This window comes from Paenibacillus sp. J22FR83 (genome assembly GCF_059691955.1).
Genome location: NZ_JCAUAM010000006.1, coordinates 98,681 through 117,867 on the forward strand (window position 1 = coordinate 98,681; position 19,187 = coordinate 117,867).

The following is a 19,187-nucleotide window of genomic DNA, read 5'->3' on the forward strand; positions in this document are numbered from 1 at the left end:
CAATTTCCCCCGTTTCGAATTAGCGCTCAGAGCGCAATGTAGAAGGCATGACAAGCAGGGAACCTATCGGATAGGCCCCCCATAAACAAGTCGTTACTTTTTAGTAGTCGTGCTCCATTCATTTAATTGTTTTTGTTTCTCGGCAATAATTTTGTCAATGCCCGCGCTTTTCAGTGCAGCCACCATTTTGGGAATATAAACATCGGGGTCCACAGAACCGGACATAATCGCTTGTTGGTACTGCTTGAGTACGCTGTTGCTAGCAGCCACTTCCTGAGTTAAAGATTCGGAATTCCAAGCAAAACCAAGCGCAGGTGATTTGTCAGCAGTTTCGTTAAATGTTTTGAATTTCTCCCATTTCTTCGGGTCTTCATTCGGGAATAAATACGTTAACATCTGATTTCCCCACATCCAAGGCTCGTTCTTATAACCGACGGATGCAGCATCAACACCTGCAGGGAAATCAATCGTGGTTTCGTCCTTTTTCACATAATGAGTTCCTTCCACACCGAAATCAAACAGATTAAGCAGCGTTTTATCGCCATAGAGCATGTTCAAGAACATCATAGCCCGATTAGGATCTTTCGAAGTCTTGGGAATGGCCGTCATAATCCCGGTCGTGTTCAAGGTAATCGGGGTGTTCACCATTTCTTTCTGAACGACCTTAACCCCCCAGGCTGATGACATTTCAGCATCTTTCCCAGGTTTCAGCTCCGAATACATAGCGAATGCTTTTCCTGCTTGCATGGCGCCAAAGTCTTTGACCGTGGCCGCATCCAGATTCATGTATTTCGCCTGATACCATTTACGCGCCAGCTTCGCATAATCCATGAATACTTTCGATTCAAAGATATCGACTACTTTCAACTCCTTGCTGGAGCGGTCCAAAGCACCCAAATAATCGCCAAGATTATCGAACGACGAAGAACTGATGGCAAAATTACTCATCTGACGCCCCTCTTGTCCGAAGAAAGGAACGATGTCAGGTTCATTGTCTTTAATCGTTTGTAACATAGGTTCCAAATCTTCGAGCTTGTTCACCTTGCTGATATCAAATTTATATTTATCGACTAACGCCTTATTGAACAAAACACCATCTACACTGGCAAACTCTTTGTTCGTTGGGAGTCCGTAAATCTTTCCGCCTATCCTTGTTCCGTCCAAAAACTGAGGCTGCAAAGCTTTCGTTACGTCTCCTCCGTATTTGGCAATAAGTTCATCTAGAGGCAAAAATGCTCCTTTCGCTACATTTTGAGAATAACCGAGACCACCAGCCGTCATCATAACGTCCATTTGTTCATTCGTTGCAATCATCAGATTGGTTTTCTCGATCCAAGTTCCCCACTCGATTGGCTTGAGTTCAACTGTAGCGTTAATCTTGTCAGTTAAATACGCATTCATTTTTTCTTGCACGGTCTTAAGATCCTTGGGAACTGCGCCTGTTGCGTAAACGATCGTCAACTTATACGGATCCAGTTTCGAAGAAGAAGCATTACCCTTCGTACTTTCGGAAGTGTTTTGTGGTGTATTCTCCTTCGTAGCCGAAGAACTGCAGCCTGCGAGTACAGCGCTTAATGTGAGAATAACCGTCGTCATTACGAAAACCTTTTTCATTGTGATCAAGTCTCCCCCGAATATGATTGTCATGCAACTACCCCTTCCCTATGTACTTAGCTGAATCACCTCCTCCATTCCATCTAGTGCTAGCCTTTAACAGAGCCTACAGTGAGACCTTTCACCAAGTACTTCTGAAAAAAGGGATAGGAAATAAGAATAGGTCCTATACCAATAACCGCCATTGCCATGATGATAGAATTTTGGGGCATTTCGGATATTAATTTAGCAGAATTCGCATTCTCCGTATGAGAAGATAGGAACTGAATATTTAGCAAAGCTTTGGTCATTAAGTATTGCACACTGAAATACTTGGAATCGCTAATAAATATCAACCCGTTAAACCAGTCGTTCCAATAAGCCAGCGTAGTGAACATGCCGATCGTTGCCAGTACAGATACCGAGAGCGGGAGAATGAGTTGAAAGAAGATTCGCCATTCGCCAGCGCCGTCTATGCGAGCAGATTCAATGACCGAAATAGGAACAGAATTGGAGAAGAAGGTCCTCATGATCAGCACATTAAATCCATTAATAAGCAGTCCTGGTATGATGAGTGCCCACATCGTATCGCGCAAATCGATGATTTGGGTATATACCAGATACCAAGGAACCAATCCGCCATTTAATAAAATTGTAAAAAACACATAAAAGGATAGTACCTTTCGATACGGAAAGTCCTGACGGGACATCGGGTAAGCAACTAAGCTAGAAATAAATAAGCTGGTTAAAGTTCCCGAAATCGTGATGATAATGGTAACGCCGTAAGCTCGAAATAATTGATGAATGTCTATAAATAAATAGCGATAAGCGGCTGTGCTCCATATTTTCGGGAAATACGTGTAGCCGCCTGTACGCAAGATACTCTCATCCGTAAAGGAAGCGATTAGCACCAGAACAATTGGAAATAAACAAAATACACACATCACTAAGAAGAAACCATGCAATAAACCGCTCGCCCAAGGTGATCCTTCCCGATGCGCTCGAAATCGCTTTTGATTGACAATATTGACTTCCATACGTATCCTCCTCTAAAATAAAGCGCTCTCTTTATCCCATCTTCTGACCAACATATTGGCGATGATGACAAGCACGAATCCCACTGTCGATTGGTATAAACCTGCAGCCGAAGACATGCCGATATCTCCTGTTACCAATAAGGCTCGGTAGACATAGGTATCAATTACATTGGTAGTGGAGAACAAAATACCTGTATTGAGAGGAACTTGGAAGAACATGCCGAAATCTGCATAAAAGATGCGGCCAATCAGGATCAGCACCACAACGATCACAACTGGACGGATTAGCGGGAGCGTGATCTTCGTCATCTGCAGCCAGCGATTTGCGCCATCCATGCGGGCAGCCTCATAATATTCTTGGTTAATACCAATCATAGCTGCAAAATAGATTAAACTTGAATAACCGACATATTTCCATGTGTTCACCATGACAAGGATGTAAGGCCAGTATTTGGACTCCAAATACCATTCAATCGGTTGTATATGTAAGAACGGGAAAATGACTTTATTGATAAAACCGTGCTCAATACTAAAAAATGCAAGAACAATATAGCCAACGATACTAAATGAAATTAAAAAGGGCAGCAGCATGATACTTTGGTACAAATTGCGGGCAAAACGATTTTTGATTTCATTCAACAGTAAGGCTACAAGGAGCGCTATGACTAAATTATTAACGATAATAAACGTCCCATTGTAGAGCAGCGTATTCCGGGTAATGATGAAGGCATCATGCGATTTGAATAGAAATTCAAAATTCTTAAAGCCCACCCAGTCGCTATGGAAAATTCCTTTGGTGTAATTAATGTTCTTAAACGCAATGAATGTGCCCAGCATGGGCAAGTAATTGTTAATAAATAAATACAATACACCTGGCAGTGTCATCAGAATCAGACTGCTATATTTCTTGGCCATTCCGCTACCCTCCACTCTATTTCTCTTCTTTATTGTAGAGGGTACAGCTTTCTTCAGATAGCGCTCAAGATACCGAACCTATCACTCAAGTTACTTGTTGGGAATAAAAAGACGAACGACCGCTCCTTTTTCCAGCCCATTCCCAATCATGAGACGGGCCTCATTGGCATAATAGGCTTGCAGTCTTTGTTTCACATTTTGAATGCCCAAATTCCCGGCATCCCCTGATGCCTGACCGCTTATGACGAACCTTTGCAACGATTGCTCGGAAAACCCCCTGCCATTATCTTCAATTTGTAACCAGAAGCCACAGCTATCTGCAGCCCGGTCCACATAACAAGTAATTTTCAGACGAAAGCCCTCTTCTTGCATCACCATGCCATGGATAATGGCATTTTCAACAAAAGGCTGAAAAATCAAAGAAGGAATAAGCAGGTCGCCGACATGTGCATCGCATTCGATAGAGAAATCAAAATGCAGGGGAAAACGCATCTTATGAATTTGCAAATAGTGGCCAATGTGCTTCATTTCCTCTGTGATCGTCACTAATTTTTGCGGGCTTCGCATCATGGAACGGAAATAATTCATGAGATGAACGATCATCTTCTGAGCCAATTCGGATTTCTTAGTGGCAATCAGGTTATAGGCAATGTTTAAAGAATTCAATAAAAAGTGAGGATTGATTTGCAATTGCAGGTGCTTAATTTCAGCCTGTTGCGTTTTAATATGCTCTTCATAGACGTTGATTTTCAGAGATGAAATTTCAGCGGACATGGTATTGAAGGTCTCCGACAGCAAGTCCAGCTCCTTGGAATGACTGGGCGGCATCCTGTATTGCAGGTCCCCTTCTTGAATTCTCCTCATTGCACGAATAACACGAATGATTGGGTTCACGACGATTTTTTTAAGTAAAACTAAATTAATGATGAGAAAGCAGCCGATGACAAAGGGCAAGAAGTATATTAGTTTTTGCAGCAAAGAAAGCTGTTTATACACATTTTTCTCTGGTAAGAGAACCGTCATGATCATATTAGAGACCTGTGAGTGATTCGTAACTAATAAATACTTATCGGGGATTTCTACCGTGTGGAACGATTTATTTGTTTGGAGAATCTTGCCTGTAAGTTGGTTCAAATAGACCGGGGAAATCATCGTTGCCGTTAACGGTTCTGCCTGGTCAGAGAAGAAAATAATTTGCTCATCCGCGACCAATTGAACCTTATTGGATGGGGCAGCTAAGCTTTGAATGGGGATAATACTCCCCACGTACAGACTCGCCCCCGACTTAACGACATGAATTAAACAGGGAATGCCCGCGGCTTTTACAGTTTTCCACCCATCCCCATGTTGCATGAATTGTCCCTCGCTGCGCATCCATTCATACATGAAATCCTCTGTACCCTTATTCTGCGGAATTTGCGATCCAGTAGACCTTGTCATGACAAGATCTTGCGTTTTGGTCGAATAAATGAATAAAGCACCTAACTCGCTATAGTAGTTAATATCCTTCTCCAGCGTATTGGCCGCAGCGATTCGGGTCATTACATATTCATCGCTTCCGCGAGGCTGCCGTTCCAAGGAAATGACCGCCGGATCTTGGAAGGCCAGCCTGAGCATATAGGTATCGATTTCCGATAACTTATTGTCAATATGACTCATTTGCCCGCTCAATAGGCTCGAATTCGTTTGGGCAACTTGATCGCGAACCAAATTCATCGCATAGCTGTTACTGAAAAACAACAATAAAAACAAAGGAAGCGATATCCAGATAAAAACGCTTACAAATTTGAAAAAAAGAGAATTCCTGTTCCTGTAATTCATTCGCAACGCCCCCCAGTCCAGAATCTTAATTCTTCAATTTCCTAAATTCATGCGGCGTCATCCCATAGGTGCGTTTAAACATTTTGGAAAAATGGGAAAAATGCGTATAGCCCAGAGAGACAGCAATTTGACTGATGGTAGCTTCTGTCCCTGTTAGCAATTCCTTGGCCATTTTCATCCGTTCGAATGTTATGAAATCGGTGAGTGTTTCTCCAGTTTCTTTCTTAAAAAAACGAGACAAATACGCTGGGTTTAAATGAACAGACGCCGCTACATCTTCGCGAGTTATTTCCGCGGTCAAGTGTTCTTTGATATAGGTCTTCACCATTTCAATCATCGTTTTTTCGCTTTTACGTCCGAATTGCCTCTGGTACATAAAGACCTGCTTGGACAAGCTGACATTGTTACTTTCCATAGCAATCAAATCTTGATATACACGGTATAAGTCCTGAATAGGCGCCCAATGTCCGATGTAACAAGATATATGGCAATAAAAATGTTCATTGCATGCTTGAATAAAGGTTTCACACCTCAGACGCCAGTCCCCCAAGGAGATCGGCTCGCTTCCATTCGAGTAGATGAAGATCACATTGATACCGGAATGATCCTGCAAAGCAAGTCCATTATCCTGCCCGACGACCAGTTCCGCTGCTGCGTTTCGAATCGCATACTCAAGGACTTCCTCATCTCTGGAACTGAATTCTCGCTGCCACTTTTCTACACTAATCAGGATTGGCAGGATCATAAAGTTGTCAGAGACAGTCAACCCGACTTCTTGCAACTCGCCTGCCATCTTTATCGGATCATTTGAGATACGCTCATCCAAATAATCTTGCCACATCCGTTCAATTAACAGCGGTTTTTTGACCTCCCACAGCGGATAGAACTTTTCATACGTCTCTTTGATCTCTTCAAACCCCAACTCTTTTCTGCGGATTTCCAATGCTTTCACAATAATTTCTTCCAATTCTGAGAAATTGACTGGCTTAACGATATAATCAAATACGCCTAATTGAAGCGCCTTTTTAGCATAATCAAATTCCGAATGACAAGTAAGAAACACGACAACCATGGAAGGATAGAGCGATTTAACCCACTCCATCAATTGCAGCCCATTGCCATTTGGCATCTCTATGTCGCAAATCATGATATCAATTGGATGCTCGGTTATGATTTTTTTGGCCATGTCGATATTATAGGCTTCAAAAACCTCTGTAAACCCCAAGGATTGCCATGCTAAGTTATACTTAAGTCCCTCAATGGCATAGATTTCATCGTCAACAAGCAAGATACGGCTCACTGTGTAAGTCCCCCTTTATGTAAATAATGATGATGTCTTATTAGACTGAAATAAACATGAGTATAGCATGACAGGCTCCGCTGGTGAATGAACGCGTAAAAAAAACAGAAGATCGGCTCATTCCCCCCTTTCCCTCTCTACGAAATTGACCGTCTCACAGTCATAGGCTGCTTCAGCGATATGGTAGACGACTTCGAACTCATCGTCATGCATAATGAGCTGGATTGCCTGGCTTACGGAATGCTATGGGAAATTAACTATGGCATGAAAAAATAAGCTGGTCTCTCGTACATGGGAATGTACAAAAAAACCAGCCTCTTTGGCTTACTCACTTATTTCACTGTTAACCGTTACAAGCCATGAAACAGATCAAGGACTGACCTGAACAAGCTCCAAGTCATCGAAGTAAACTTCACCAGGAACGACATGTTTGTACATAAATATCGTCGCACTAGTATTCGTACTTCCGGTGGTGAAGGTGTATTCTTTCCTTGTATATTCCGCAGTATTTACATACACCTGACGTTGGTAACTACCGAAATTTCTCACGCCGAACTGTGCAGCGCCTCCATCCACTACTTTGGCCCATGCGGAGATCGTATACGTTGTGTTTGGCGTCAGTCCCGTTACGATTTGCTCGATCCCCCCGTAGGCCGTTGCCAATTTGGCAGCGTATGTTCCTGTGTGGGTGTTCGTATTCACAATGGCTGATTGGTTAAAATGCGATGGCCAGCTCGTGAAATCCCCTGACTCAAATCCAGGGTTGTTCAGCAAATTAATTGTTGGAATTGCAGGCACAACCTCCACAATACAAATGGCTGTTTTGGTGCCATCAACAGTCGTTACGGTAATCGAAGCGGTTCCCTCACCAACGGCGGTTACGATGCCACTCGCATCCACAGTCGCCACTGCGAGATTGTTCGAACTCCAGCTCACCGCTTTATTGGCGGCATTGGCAGGTGCGATAGTGGCTAACAATGTAGCCGCCGCGCCGATGTTCAGACTCAATCCGGTATGATCCAGTGAAACCCCAGTCACCGAGACAGGCGGCGGCGTAGTCGGCGTGCTATTCTGAACAAGTTCAAAATCGTCAAAGTAAGCCTCACCTGCAGCTGCACGTTTGTACATAAGAATGGTCGCACTTGTATTGGTAGCCCCTGTGGTAAACGTTATCTCATTCTTCGTATAAGCCGTCGAATTAATATACACCTGGCGTTTGTAACTGCCGAAATCCCTGACGCCAAACTCACCATTGATCCCCATGGACCATGCTGAGAGCGTATACGTTGTATTTGGCGTAAGTCCCGTTACGATTTGCTCGATCCCCCCGTAGGCGGTTGCCAACTTGGCAGCGTATGTGCCACTATGGGTGTTCGTATTCACAACAGCTGCCTGGTTAAAATTCGATGGCCAGTTCGTCAAATCTCCTGTCTCAAATCCCGGGTTGTTCAGCAAATTGCTTGCAGACACAACCTCCACGAAACTAACGGCCGTTTTGGATCCGTCTACTGTGGTTACCGTAACCGAAGCTGTTCCCTCGCCCACAGCAGTGATGATTCCAGCCGCATCTACCTGCGCAACGGCGGGATTGTTCGAGCTCCATGTCACCGCCTTATTGGCAGCATTAGAAGGTGATACGACTGCTGACAATGTGGATGTGCCGCCGACTTTCAGACTCAATGCCGATTTATTCAGCGTGACGCCAGACACCGCGACAGGCACTGGCGGCGGTGGAGGCGGTGGTTCCGTTATACCACTAGTTGCAATATGGAAATAGTCAAAATCCGCAGTAAGTCCCGTTCCTCCACAGACAATGAGACCGATTTTGGGATCATCAAGATTAGCAATTACTGTGTTACCTATCTGCGTATAAGCGACACCATCTTCCGAATAATAGCCGGCATACTTATCTCCATACTTAACAATTCGAAGATAGGATACTGTCGACCCAATCGTATCGGGTACCTCCATATGGGTACGCACGCCACCTACCTTCACATCAAACTGCAGCTGATTGCCGCTCCCATACAATCGGGTCATCCGGATATACGTATCGTCATTTACATATACGACCAATCCTCCTTGCGACCATTGTGAATTCGGCTTGCCTTCGAGCTTCGTATCGATCGCCCAGTTCCCTTCAGGCGCACCCGTGAGAAGGATGTTCTTCGCATCGGCGCTTCCGCCCGCGATATCTCCATTCTCACTGACAATTCTCATATACCCCGGGTTCGTGCTCAACGACCATTTCGCTGGGTTCTCTCGGGTCCAGTGCCATTGTGAATGGATCCCCACATCATTGAACTCATCGTCAGAACCTTCCGTATATACGGGATCAGGGTCAACAGGTCCACCCGGCGATGCGCTGTACTGAATTAATTCCAAGTCGTCGAAGTAAACGTCCCCGCTGCCACCGCTTTTATATAAATATATCGTAGCGCTTGTGTTGGTACTGCCCGTCGTAAACGTAAGCTCTTTCCTCGTATAACTGGCAGCGCTCATGTGCACATCTTTGGCGGTGCCGCCATAATTTTTGACGCCAAATACAGCATCGCCACCGCCTGCGCTCTTACCGTTTCCATACAATTTGTAGATCGTATTCGGATACAATCCACTGATGGTCTGTTCAACGCCAGCTGTATTCCCTGTAAGCTTGGCTGCATAAGTGCCGCTAATAGCATTGTTGCCCTCAATAGTAGCCCCATTGTAATGAGTAGGCCAATTGGTAAAATCACCTGTTTCGAACCCTGGATTCTTCAACAGATTCTCCTCCACCGGCGGTGGTGGAAGCGGAGGAAGATTGTTAGGATCCAGTCCTGGACCCTGATAAGCTCCGATATTTGGCGCTAGCACTGCCGAAACGGGATTGCCAAAGTAGTCCTTGCCTCCGTTGTTCGTCATCAATGTACCCGCTCCAATAGCCGGCGATGTAGCAAGAAGCTGGTATCCGACAACCGTATCTTTCCCTATACCGCCTGAGCCAGGAGAGGCAAGCAGGGGATCCGCTGTAATCTTGTTCGCATCCGTCGGTTCGCTGGCCGGATGGTTGCCATAGAACAGGTTGTGATCAAACACATTATTCGTGCTCCCAGCGAAATTGTAACCGCCCGTTCCAAGATTCGTGATGATATTGTTGGTGAAGTACGTATTTTTGGCATAACCGCCCCAATTTAAATAATCCACCACTTTCGCGTTCGAATATCTAGGCAAATATACCGTGTTGTTGTAGATATGGGTAGTATCGGGGGTTCCGCTAAAATTAAACACGGCACCGCTGTCATTCTGGCTAATGTTATAACGGATTGTCGTATTGGTATTGGCGTTGCTTGCAACCGTACCATCATTGACAACCAAGAAGGCGCCGCCAGCATTATTATGACTGTAGTTATATTGAATAATCGTTCCGTCACTCTTGTAATCCGCATCATAAGCCATAGCGTCTCCGCCCGGCGCTGTATTGTAAACTTCATTGTGCTGAATCAGCGCATCTTTAGCTGAGAATACCCACAGCGGAACATGATATCCGCTGGCTCTTACATGCGTGTCATGCACGATGTTGTTTTCGATCAGCGCATTCGTCGTATCTAGAATGAATGCTCCATCTGCGCCCACATCGTAAATAACATTGTTCGTCACTTTGGAGTCAGCGGAATATTTCTTCTGTGCCCCATAAATGTAAATGCCAACGCTATCTACGGAATAAATTTTGCTGTTATTCACCACAACATCGGATACGTGATAATCCCAGTTTGTTCCCCAGACGATAATACCTCCATTATGGGCATAATCGGTTGCCGTATCTCCCTTCACATTGTGGATTTCCAAATTTTCAAAAAGAAAATGCTTAAACACTCTGGGATTGCTGTAGCCACCGCTGGTGCCATCCACATGTATGCCTCTTCGTACTGCCTTCGTAGCCGCATCATTCGTGATTTCCAGATTTCGGACCTCCCACTGCTCCTGATTGTTGAAATAGACAGCCGCTGCAGCGCCAGCCCCGGCAATCAATGGCTTACGGCCGGTACCATACATGTCAATCGAAATGGGATTCCCTTCTGTGCCTGAGCCTTGGGGAGAAAGCGTACCTGTCCATACACCGTCTGCCTTGAACATAATCGTGTCGCCAGGCTGGAAGACGGTACTGTTAACTTTGCTCAGCGATTGCCAAGCTGATCCAGAAGCCGTTCCAGCATTCGCATCATTGCCGTCTATCGCATCCACATAATAGACGGAGCCTGATGCATAAACCGTTGCTGGTGCGGCTACTGGCACGAATCCTGCTACCAAGATAATGATTCCCAGAATCAAACCTATAAGCCTGAATCCTTTCGTTCTCTTCATTACATATCCTCCTTATCATTGATTTAACCACACTAATCGCATGAGAATAGTACGGTTAATATTTATCTTAAAAAACGGCCACTTCCCTCGAGGTCAAGTAACCGCTTCCAAGAATGATGTGAAAATCGTTCAATCCATGTGAATCTTTTTATAGGCGCTCGCATCGATCTTCACTTTCGCTTCTCGCATGCATGTATCCAAATAGTCACCATAGGCGGTGTCCACATAACTCCTCCACACATTTCGTCTGCTCTCTTCATAACTTTGATAGCCGCCCATTTCCCTATCCACCACCTTAACAAGGACGTATTCCCCCTGCATAGTCTCATCGAATACAGAGCTCACCTGATTGACACTCATGTGATGAGTAAGTACGGAATAGAGAATGGCTTGAGACTTGAAATAGGTGCCAGCCGTATCCTTATTCAAATTCTCCTCGGTAAAGCGAACCACGAAGGGATCCTTCTCATCTTGCAGGTTGCCAATGACGCTCCCCATCTCTTCCCCTTGATCCAAAAGGAGTTTTATGTCTTCCATCCGTTTCTGGATGGCTTGCTTCTTTGAATTGTTAACGTTTCCTTGCTCATCTCCCCTATACGAAACGGAAACTTTTTGAAATCTGATCCTGTCCTCTACGGTAAACAACGTATCTTTGAGAAGCTCGTAATGCCGCTTTAGATCCTCTTCCGTCACGTTCAACTCATTCTCGGATAGACTCTCCTTCAATTGCATCCGCAGTTTGCTTATGTAATCGTTCATAAACGTGCTCTCATCCAATTGGACAGGCCCGTAAATGGGTTCACGAGCTTGCACGGCGGCCAGCCTTCGCTTATTCTCCCTATCCATCTTTTGGAGCAAATCCTCATAAGAAGTCCCTTGGATCAGACCCCGCCGCTCGGCAAGTTCCAGTTCAATCTTAAGCCTAGTAATTTCATCTAGGGCTCTCTTCTTTGCTGTCTCTTCTGGATTCTCGCCCTGGTACTCCATCTTCCAGAAATTCCTACCATAGGCCACACCTTTTGATCGATAGAAATAGTCGATAACCGATGTTCTTTGTTTCTCCAACTCACGCTTGAATTCTTGCATGGTGATCACGCTGCCATTCACCGTCGCAATTGAAGTCTGACTCGAATCAGCACCCACTGAAGCATACAAGACGACGGCTCCGACAATCGTGAGAACTAGAACCGTCACCGCAACGACTATCCTCTTCGTAAACTTCACTAGGATCACCCCTACTTCATCTTATTACAGCGCTTACATGTGAGATAGAGATAAAGTTTTAAGATGACCTAGGAATTTGTTAAGATTTCCACAAAATGAACGCCGCCGACACCCCTTTCTAATTCTGCTCCTGTGTTCCCAGGCTAGGTAGCTATGGGGGCGTTTCTGGAGATTAACTGGATTTCCTACATCTATTTCTACTTCTGCTACTACTTTCACCTCTACCTCTACCTCTACCTTCTGAGCACAAACTCTCCACCGCCACGAACAAATTAGATGGATTTTATGTTGTTATTTCTGCTGATTTCCGCCCTTTTGGAGCAATAGATGGATTTACTACAGCTAATTCCCTCTACAAGCCACCAATCCGATAATCTATCTTAAATTAGATGTACTTTTTCCATTTAATTGCTAAATCCCCGTCAAAACGGCTAGATTAACTGCATTTTTTACATCTATTTGAAAGCTAGCTACTCAATTGAGCACTACTCCTACTCCTGCTACCACTTTTACCTCTACCTCTACCTCTACAGGGTTTCATAAACAAATGATTTTCCAGCAAAAAGATGCTAAAATTATCGATTTTGGTGGATAACTTTATCTGTTGAATAATGAAATTAGCTTAAGCGGGCGTCAAAAAGCCCGCTGATCTCCAGCGGGCCCCTTCATCCTATTTCTTCATTTTCGAATACCAATCATTCACTTCTTTGGTCATATCATCGCCGCCTAGGCTCTTCCACTCTTTCACGAAGTTATCGAATTCCGTAACAGGTTTCTTGCCATAAATAATATTGATAAATGTATCCCCCTCCAGTTTGACGAGAATACCACCCTTGGATTGCATCGCCGGTGTATTCGCACCCGTGTACGCTTGAGGAATATAAATGCCAGCTTTCCAGCCATCATCAACAATCTCAGCAGCCTTCAAGCTATCCTGACCGCTAACGGCTATTTTCTTCTCACTCGGCGTTACTGGCGCTTTCCCTCTGCTTATATCTGCTCGCAACTTCATGCTGATAAATGGATCTTTCGGTTCGATGAGCAAATATTTAGCCGGACTGACTTTGCCTCCAGGAATATCCGCCTCGGTCACGGAGTAGGTGCCATCCGCTTTGATTGTATAATCGTAATCCTTCGCCCACCCATTCACAAACTCGCTGCCCTCTTCAGGGTTTACAGCACCAAAGATCCGATTTAAGTATAGGAATAGCGCATCAACATGTTCGAAATCCTTTTTAACTAATAGGCCACCTCTTAAGTAAGTCGTGTCACGGGCTTCAATTTTGCCATTCAGCGTTGGCAGCGGATACGGCTTCATGATGGATCCCGCCACATTCTTCTGCATGTCCGTGTTCGGCCAACCTGACATCCACGAAGGAGCCACGACGATACCTACGCGACCTTGCGCGATCAATTCAGCCAATTTATTCTCGTCATGAAGGCCTGCTTCTTTCGAGAGATAGCCTTTATTGTACCAGTCTCTAAGTTTCGCCAAGCCGTCTTTCATCGCCGGAAGCGTCGATCCGTGGACCAATTTCCCATCCTTTACTAACCATTGATAAGGTACCGTGCCTAAAGCTCCGAACACCCAAGAAGTCTCTCCAAGCCAGCTAGTGAACGGATTAGGAGATGAACCACCAGAACCTAGGCTTGCTCCAAGCGGAATCACATTGTCAGATCCGCCAGGCTTTTTGTCCAAGAATGCTTGCATGACAGCTTCCAAGTCTTCAAATGTCTTAGGCGCTTTCATACCAAGTTTATCTAACCAATCCTGTCTGATCCACATCACGGGGTTATCATTCCCAGCAATAGCAAAGTTCGGAATGGCCATTTTTTTACCGCCGTATGTGACTTGGCTCCAATTTAATGGATTCGAGTTGTAGATTTGTTTCATTTTGGGAGAAGCATATTTCTCAAAATCTGCTGTGATATCTCTATACTTGCCGGATTGAATCAATTCGTCTAACAAAGTCATATCCTGTGTAGTCAGCACATCAGGTAACGATTCATTGGCTGTCAGCATCAATCTCAGTTTCGTATTGAATTGTTCGCCAGGTACTTGCCACAAAACCTTCATGTCGACACCCAGTTGATCGTGTGCCCACTTCGTGTGCACATTGTTTTCCATGGTCTCACCGTTCTTGAATTTCATGGTGGCATCAGTGGCTTTGACTGTCGTGATCGTCACTGGTGTTTCAAACTTGTATATTCCCTTTTGGATGGCATCGGCAGAAGCACCCTTCTGTGCAGCTGTCGGTGAAGTTTCCGTTCCCTTTTCGCCGGTATTTGTGCTTTGCGAACAAGCGGTTACGAGAGAGAACACCATAATCACTGCAAGAGCAAGTAGATATCGTTTTTTACCCATTTTCTATCAAGATCCTCCCTTTAAGCTGTATTGCGTTGCACCTTTATATTAATACAGCGCTTTCAGCCGGGTAAGTGATAAAGTTTTAAGATGGTGTATGAAATTGTTAAGATTTAGGTGATGTGCCGATCCCTGTATTCTTGTGGGGTAACCCCGTAATAATTTTTGAACAGTTTGCTAAAATAAGGCGGGTTCTGGAAACCCATTTGACTTGCTAGCTCGTAAATTTTAATATCTGTTGAACCCAGCAGAACTGCTGCCTTTTCCATCCTATACCGCATAATGAAATCGCTAATGTTTTCTTTCATTTCCTGTTTATACATGGATGACAAATATACCGGGTGCAGCGTCACATGATCTGCGATCGTTTGCAGGGAAACATCTTGTGCAATATGCGTCTCGATAAACCGATGAATTTTTGAAATTAACTGGTTTTTGCCTTCCTTGAATTCACGGATACTGCCCGATTCCATGCTTTCCAGTACCCCTGCTGCCCACGCCATGACTTGATCTGCTCTGTATAACATTCGTGGATCTGGCGACACATCCGCCTCCAACCCCGATACTTCCATCAAGGTTTTGCCTTGAAGGTGCGCAATATACAAAAAAGCATTCATCAAGGTATAAGTAACTTCCATCATGTTCTCTTCCGTATCCATTTTCTTAGCGCTCATTTCTTCAAAAACATCACTCAATTTCGTCCGGACATCCCCCCAACGCCCAGCTTCTAATAGCTGCTGGATACTTGGTGGACTGTATAAGGATTGCAGAGACCTCGATTGTACGCGAGGCTTCCCGGACATGATCATGATTTCCCTGTCGCTTCGCGGAACTTTGCGAAATTCATTCAATGATTTGCGGTAATGCAGCGCGAGTTCATCTGGAAATATCCCCTCATCGCTTATCAAGACGGATACTTGCCCTTTAAGAAAGGCTGAAACTTTCAACTGCAGCTCATAAGCCGATTTCTCTAGCTTTTGATCACCTACTGGTTCGAAAGATTCTCCCATTCCTCTGTCCTGCACCAAAAAGCATAAATACCCAAAGGTATCCCTACAGTACCAAACGTGATAATCCGCTTCTAAAATCTCGCAAGCGATATTATGAACGGCGTATTCGAATAACAGAGAATCATCCTCCACCGTATCCCCAAACCCGCCATCCATTCTTACTAGGAGAAAAGAACAGTTCCTTCCCGGTACAAATGGAAGCTGGTACTCTTTCATTCGTTCAGCGAGTGAAGAAGAAGACATGGAACTCCCCGTTAACAAGTTATTTAATAAATTCGATTTTAATAACGGCAGGTGAACATGAAGTGTCTGACGTGCCCGTTCCAAAGATCCTACATGCTCCCATTCTTGTTGGAGCAGCGTCTTGACGCGAGAAACCTCTTCAATCAACTCTTCGTCCTTAATCGGTTTCAGCAAATAATTTACCGTGCCGTACATGATTGCCTGACGCGCGTAGTCGAATTCTCCGTAGCCCGATAGCAGAATACACTTGGTACGGGGATAGTGTTCTTGTATAAATTTGCATAATTGCAGCCCGTTCATGCCCGGCATCCGAATATCCGTTACGACAATATCAATCGGTGTTTTCTTGAGCACATCTACGGCTTCCAACCCAGAAGCTGCCTGGAAAACAGTCTCCACACCGATATGTCTCCAATCATTCTCTACCATGCTCTTTAATAACATGGGTTCATCATCAACCAGCAGAAGTTGAATCATGCGTACCAAGCCTCCCTACTTTATTCTCATTTCCAACGAAGTGCTACACTGAGACCTGATAGCCGATTCGAAGCTTTCATGACAATACCTGCACCAGGACCAAATCGTTGTATTAAACGTTGATTCACGTTCCACAATCCGCAGCCTGTATGTTCATCCATAGGACGCTCCAAACTCTGTACATACGCCACTATTTCCAGATCCGTCATTCCCACACCGCTATCTTCAACAACAAGCACATTCCAATCGGAGTCACGATGACCCGAGACCATGATCGTTCCTCGTCCTGGTTTGGGTTCAATGCCATGTACAATTGCATTCTCTACAACAGGTTGAAGAATAAGCCTCATCACAGGTTCATTCAGCATTTCGGAGGGAATATCAATCTGATAATCAAGACGTTCAAGTCTTAACGAATAAATGTTTAAGTAGTGATTGACCAGATCAACTTCCTCTTTTAACAAGGGCATCTGATTCTCGACTCTTGTGGTATAGCGATAATAATCGCCTAAATGATACGTCATCTGTTTAATAGTGTCGGTATAACCAGCTTTTGCACAACCAGCAATGAAAGACAGGCAATTGTACAAAAAGTGTGGATTAATCTGCGATTGCAGCTGCTTTAGCGTTGCCAAACGGGAACGATTCTGTTCCTCGTATACATTCGTGATCAGATGTTGGATCTCATTCCCCATGTCATTGAAGCGCAGCATCATGTAATCAAATTCATTATGAAAGCGCTTGTTGATACGGAATGAATAGTCCCCCATCTCCATATGTTTAAGCCCTTTCATGATATAAGAAATCGGCTTCTGCACATGAAGATACAAGAGATAGGAAGTGGCAAATCCAAGGAGAACCAGCACGAACATGCTGATATAAAACAAGTTCCTGCTCTTAATAATCGGTGCGTGAAACGTGTTTAGAGGTACATAATCTATGAGATAAGCTTCAATACTTGGCAGAAAGGTATAGCTCAAATAAGCTTTCTGTTCCTCCAGCTGTACACTCCGATGCCCGCCTTCGTTTAAGCCCTCCTTCAGAAGTCTTTCACCCAGCCTCTCTAAGTCAGCATTACTTGAATCAGAAGCCGAGAACACCTCGCCAGTGCTTGTTAATAAAAAGGAGTAACCCGGACTATCTCGTTTGTATGAGCGCAGCATTTTTCTAATATTATCTAGTCCAAAACGCACCTCGTAAATCGCACTTACGGTCTGAGGACTGCTTTTGGAAAAGTACGGATCCCAGATAAACAGTTGATAGTACGGTGTTTCGTTAGATCCTCCAGCGTGAAAGTGCCACTTCCCGTTGTCGGCCGTTTCAAGGACACTCTGATCGTAGCGATCATTCGGATTCGTCGATATTCTTCTTTGGGTATCGGGCAAATAGATGGATAAGTCATTGGTCCAATTGCTGGAGAAACTCTGCAGAAAGAGCTTTTCTTTTACTTGGGTTTGGAAGTCAATCATCCCGTAGTAGTCTTTCGTCAAGATACTCGTCTGAAGCTTCAAAATGGAGGAATCGCGTGCCAAAACACTAGAGGAAAGGGACAGACGTTCGGCACCTACTTCAATCTGGTTTTTCAGAAATTGCAGCTGGCTTTCGTTATACGCCGTGATCTGTGAATCAATAACCTGAAAGCTGGTCCTGCTGAAATAAGCAAATAGAATAACAATGGGAATTAATAGAACGAGGATGACACCGTTGATTTTCAGGAATATAGGCCAGTGCCGCTTCATTGCACAACCTCCTTGAAGTTTTTCGCCAGAAAAACTGGCTTCGTAAGCATATCCTTAAGATATTGACAGTCACCTTTAATATGTATTCTATACAAAAAAACGCTTCCATCCTAAGATGAAGTTACAGAAGACGCAAGTCAAGGAGGAAAATAATGTATGAAAGATACCGCCATTATAACATCATCGCCACCCGTAACGGCAAGAGTAAGAGCGAAACGAAATCATCCCCTTCGCAAAACATGGAGGCTTCATCTCATGCTGCTGCCCGCAGTATTAGTCGCTCTCATATTTAAATACGCCCCCATGCCGGGCATCATCATGGCGTTCCAGGACTTCAAGCCATGGCTTGGCATATCTGGTTCCAGGTGGATTGGTTGGGATAATTTCCAGCTTATTTTTACAATGAAGGGCTCCGTTCAAGTCATTTGGAACACGTTGATTATTTCTGTTTTGAAAATAATATTTGGCTTGGCTGTCCCCGTTACCTTCGCCTTACTGATCAATGAGATCCGCAATATGAAGTTGAAACGCTCGCTTCAGACCATGGTGTACCTGCCGCATTTCATGTCATGGGTTATATTAGGGGGTATCTTGTTGGACGTGCTTTCACTAGACGGTGTTTTAAACCGGTTAGTTGCAACCCTTCATTTACAGCCCATCATGTTTCTGGGCGAAGCGAATTGGTTCCGTTTTACCGTTATCGTGAGTGATTTATGGAAGGAATTCGGCTTCTCAGCGATCGTCTTCCTTGCCGCCTTGTCCGGTATCAATCCGGATCTGTATGAAGCCGCCGAAATCGATGGCGCTGGCAGATGGCAGCAAACGATCCATATTACGCTTCCCTCCCTGCTTCCGATCATGGTCGTCGTGTTCACATTGTCCCTAGGCAATATGCTCAATGCCAACTTCGATCAAATCTATAACCTGATAAATCCACTTGTGCTTGAAAAGGGAGATATTATCGATACCTTTGTATTCCGGAATTTCCAAGGCGGGCAATACAGTTTAGCTGCCACGGTTGGCCTATTCAAATCGGCTGTCGGGTTCATTCTAATCAGCGCCGGCTACTACATTTCGCACAAATGGACGAATTACCGTGTATTTTAAAAATGACGAATCTCG

At 44.5% G+C, this 19,187-nt stretch carries 11 protein-coding genes; 1 reads left to right on the forward strand and 10 read right to left on the reverse strand.

Going from position 1 to position 19,187, the window contains the following annotated elements; all coding sequences use genetic code 11:
• Positions 1 to 93 precede the first annotated feature (93 nt).
• The 10 genes from AC58PV_RS12650 to AC58PV_RS12695 all read right to left on the reverse strand — a co-directional run bounded on the left by AC58PV_RS12650 (position 94) and on the right by AC58PV_RS12695 (position 18,065).
• A complete protein-coding gene (locus AC58PV_RS12650; RefSeq protein ID WP_497432590.1) occupies positions 94 to 1,647 on the reverse strand; it encodes an ABC transporter substrate-binding protein in 1,554 nt (517 codons plus the stop codon).
• 56 nt (positions 1,648 to 1,703) lie between these two features.
• The gene (locus tag AC58PV_RS12655) at positions 1,704 to 2,630 is read right to left on the reverse strand and encodes a carbohydrate ABC transporter permease (protein ID WP_497432591.1); all 927 of its coding nucleotides are present in this window, start codon (positions 2,628 to 2,630) and stop codon (positions 1,704 to 1,706) included.
• Between the two features lie 12 nt (positions 2,631 to 2,642).
• Positions 2,643 to 3,545, reverse strand: coding sequence for an ABC transporter permease subunit (locus AC58PV_RS12660; RefSeq protein ID WP_171634817.1), 903 nt, complete (start codon positions 3,543 to 3,545; stop codon positions 2,643 to 2,645).
• A 90-nt stretch (positions 3,546 to 3,635) separates the two neighbouring features.
• Positions 3,636 to 5,297 carry a sensor histidine kinase gene (locus AC58PV_RS12665; protein ID WP_497432592.1) on the reverse strand — a complete coding sequence of 554 codons (1,662 nt, stop codon included), beginning with the start codon at positions 5,295 to 5,297 and terminating at the stop codon, positions 3,636 to 3,638.
• Positions 5,298 to 5,391: 94 nt separating this feature from the next.
• Positions 5,392 to 6,666, reverse strand: a complete 1,275-nt coding sequence (locus AC58PV_RS12670; RefSeq protein ID WP_497432593.1) for a response regulator — start codon at positions 6,664 to 6,666, stop codon at positions 5,392 to 5,394.
• 369 nt (positions 6,667 to 7,035) lie between these two features.
• A complete protein-coding gene (locus AC58PV_RS12675; RefSeq protein ID WP_497432594.1) occupies positions 7,036 to 11,007 on the reverse strand; it encodes an Ig-like domain-containing protein in 3,972 nt (1,323 codons plus the stop codon).
• A 129-nt stretch (positions 11,008 to 11,136) separates the two neighbouring features.
• Entirely contained in the window at positions 11,137 to 12,231 is a 1,095-nt protein-coding gene (locus AC58PV_RS12680) for a hypothetical protein (RefSeq protein ID WP_497432595.1), read from the reverse strand.
• 670 nt (positions 12,232 to 12,901) lie between these two features.
• Positions 12,902 to 14,596 carry a type 2 periplasmic-binding domain-containing protein gene (locus AC58PV_RS12685; protein WP_497432596.1) on the reverse strand — a complete coding sequence of 565 codons (1,695 nt, stop codon included), beginning with the start codon at positions 14,594 to 14,596 and terminating at the stop codon, positions 12,902 to 12,904.
• Positions 14,597 to 14,709: 113 nt separating this feature from the next.
• A complete protein-coding gene (locus tag AC58PV_RS12690) occupies positions 14,710 to 16,326 on the reverse strand; it encodes a response regulator transcription factor (protein ID WP_497432597.1) in 1,617 nt (538 codons plus the stop codon).
• A 26-nt stretch (positions 16,327 to 16,352) separates the two neighbouring features.
• Positions 16,353 to 18,065: a sensor histidine kinase gene (locus tag AC58PV_RS12695; protein ID WP_497432598.1), complete on the reverse strand. Its 1,713-nt coding sequence runs from the start codon at positions 18,063 to 18,065 to the stop codon at positions 16,353 to 16,355.
• A 156-nt stretch (positions 18,066 to 18,221) separates the two neighbouring features.
• Between AC58PV_RS12695 and AC58PV_RS12700 the strand changes: the two genes are divergently transcribed.
• Complete coding sequence (locus AC58PV_RS12700) at positions 18,222 to 19,172, forward strand: ABC transporter permease (protein WP_497432599.1); 951 nt, start codon at positions 18,222 to 18,224, stop codon at positions 19,170 to 19,172.
• The last annotated feature ends 15 nt before the right edge of the window (positions 19,173 to 19,187 follow it).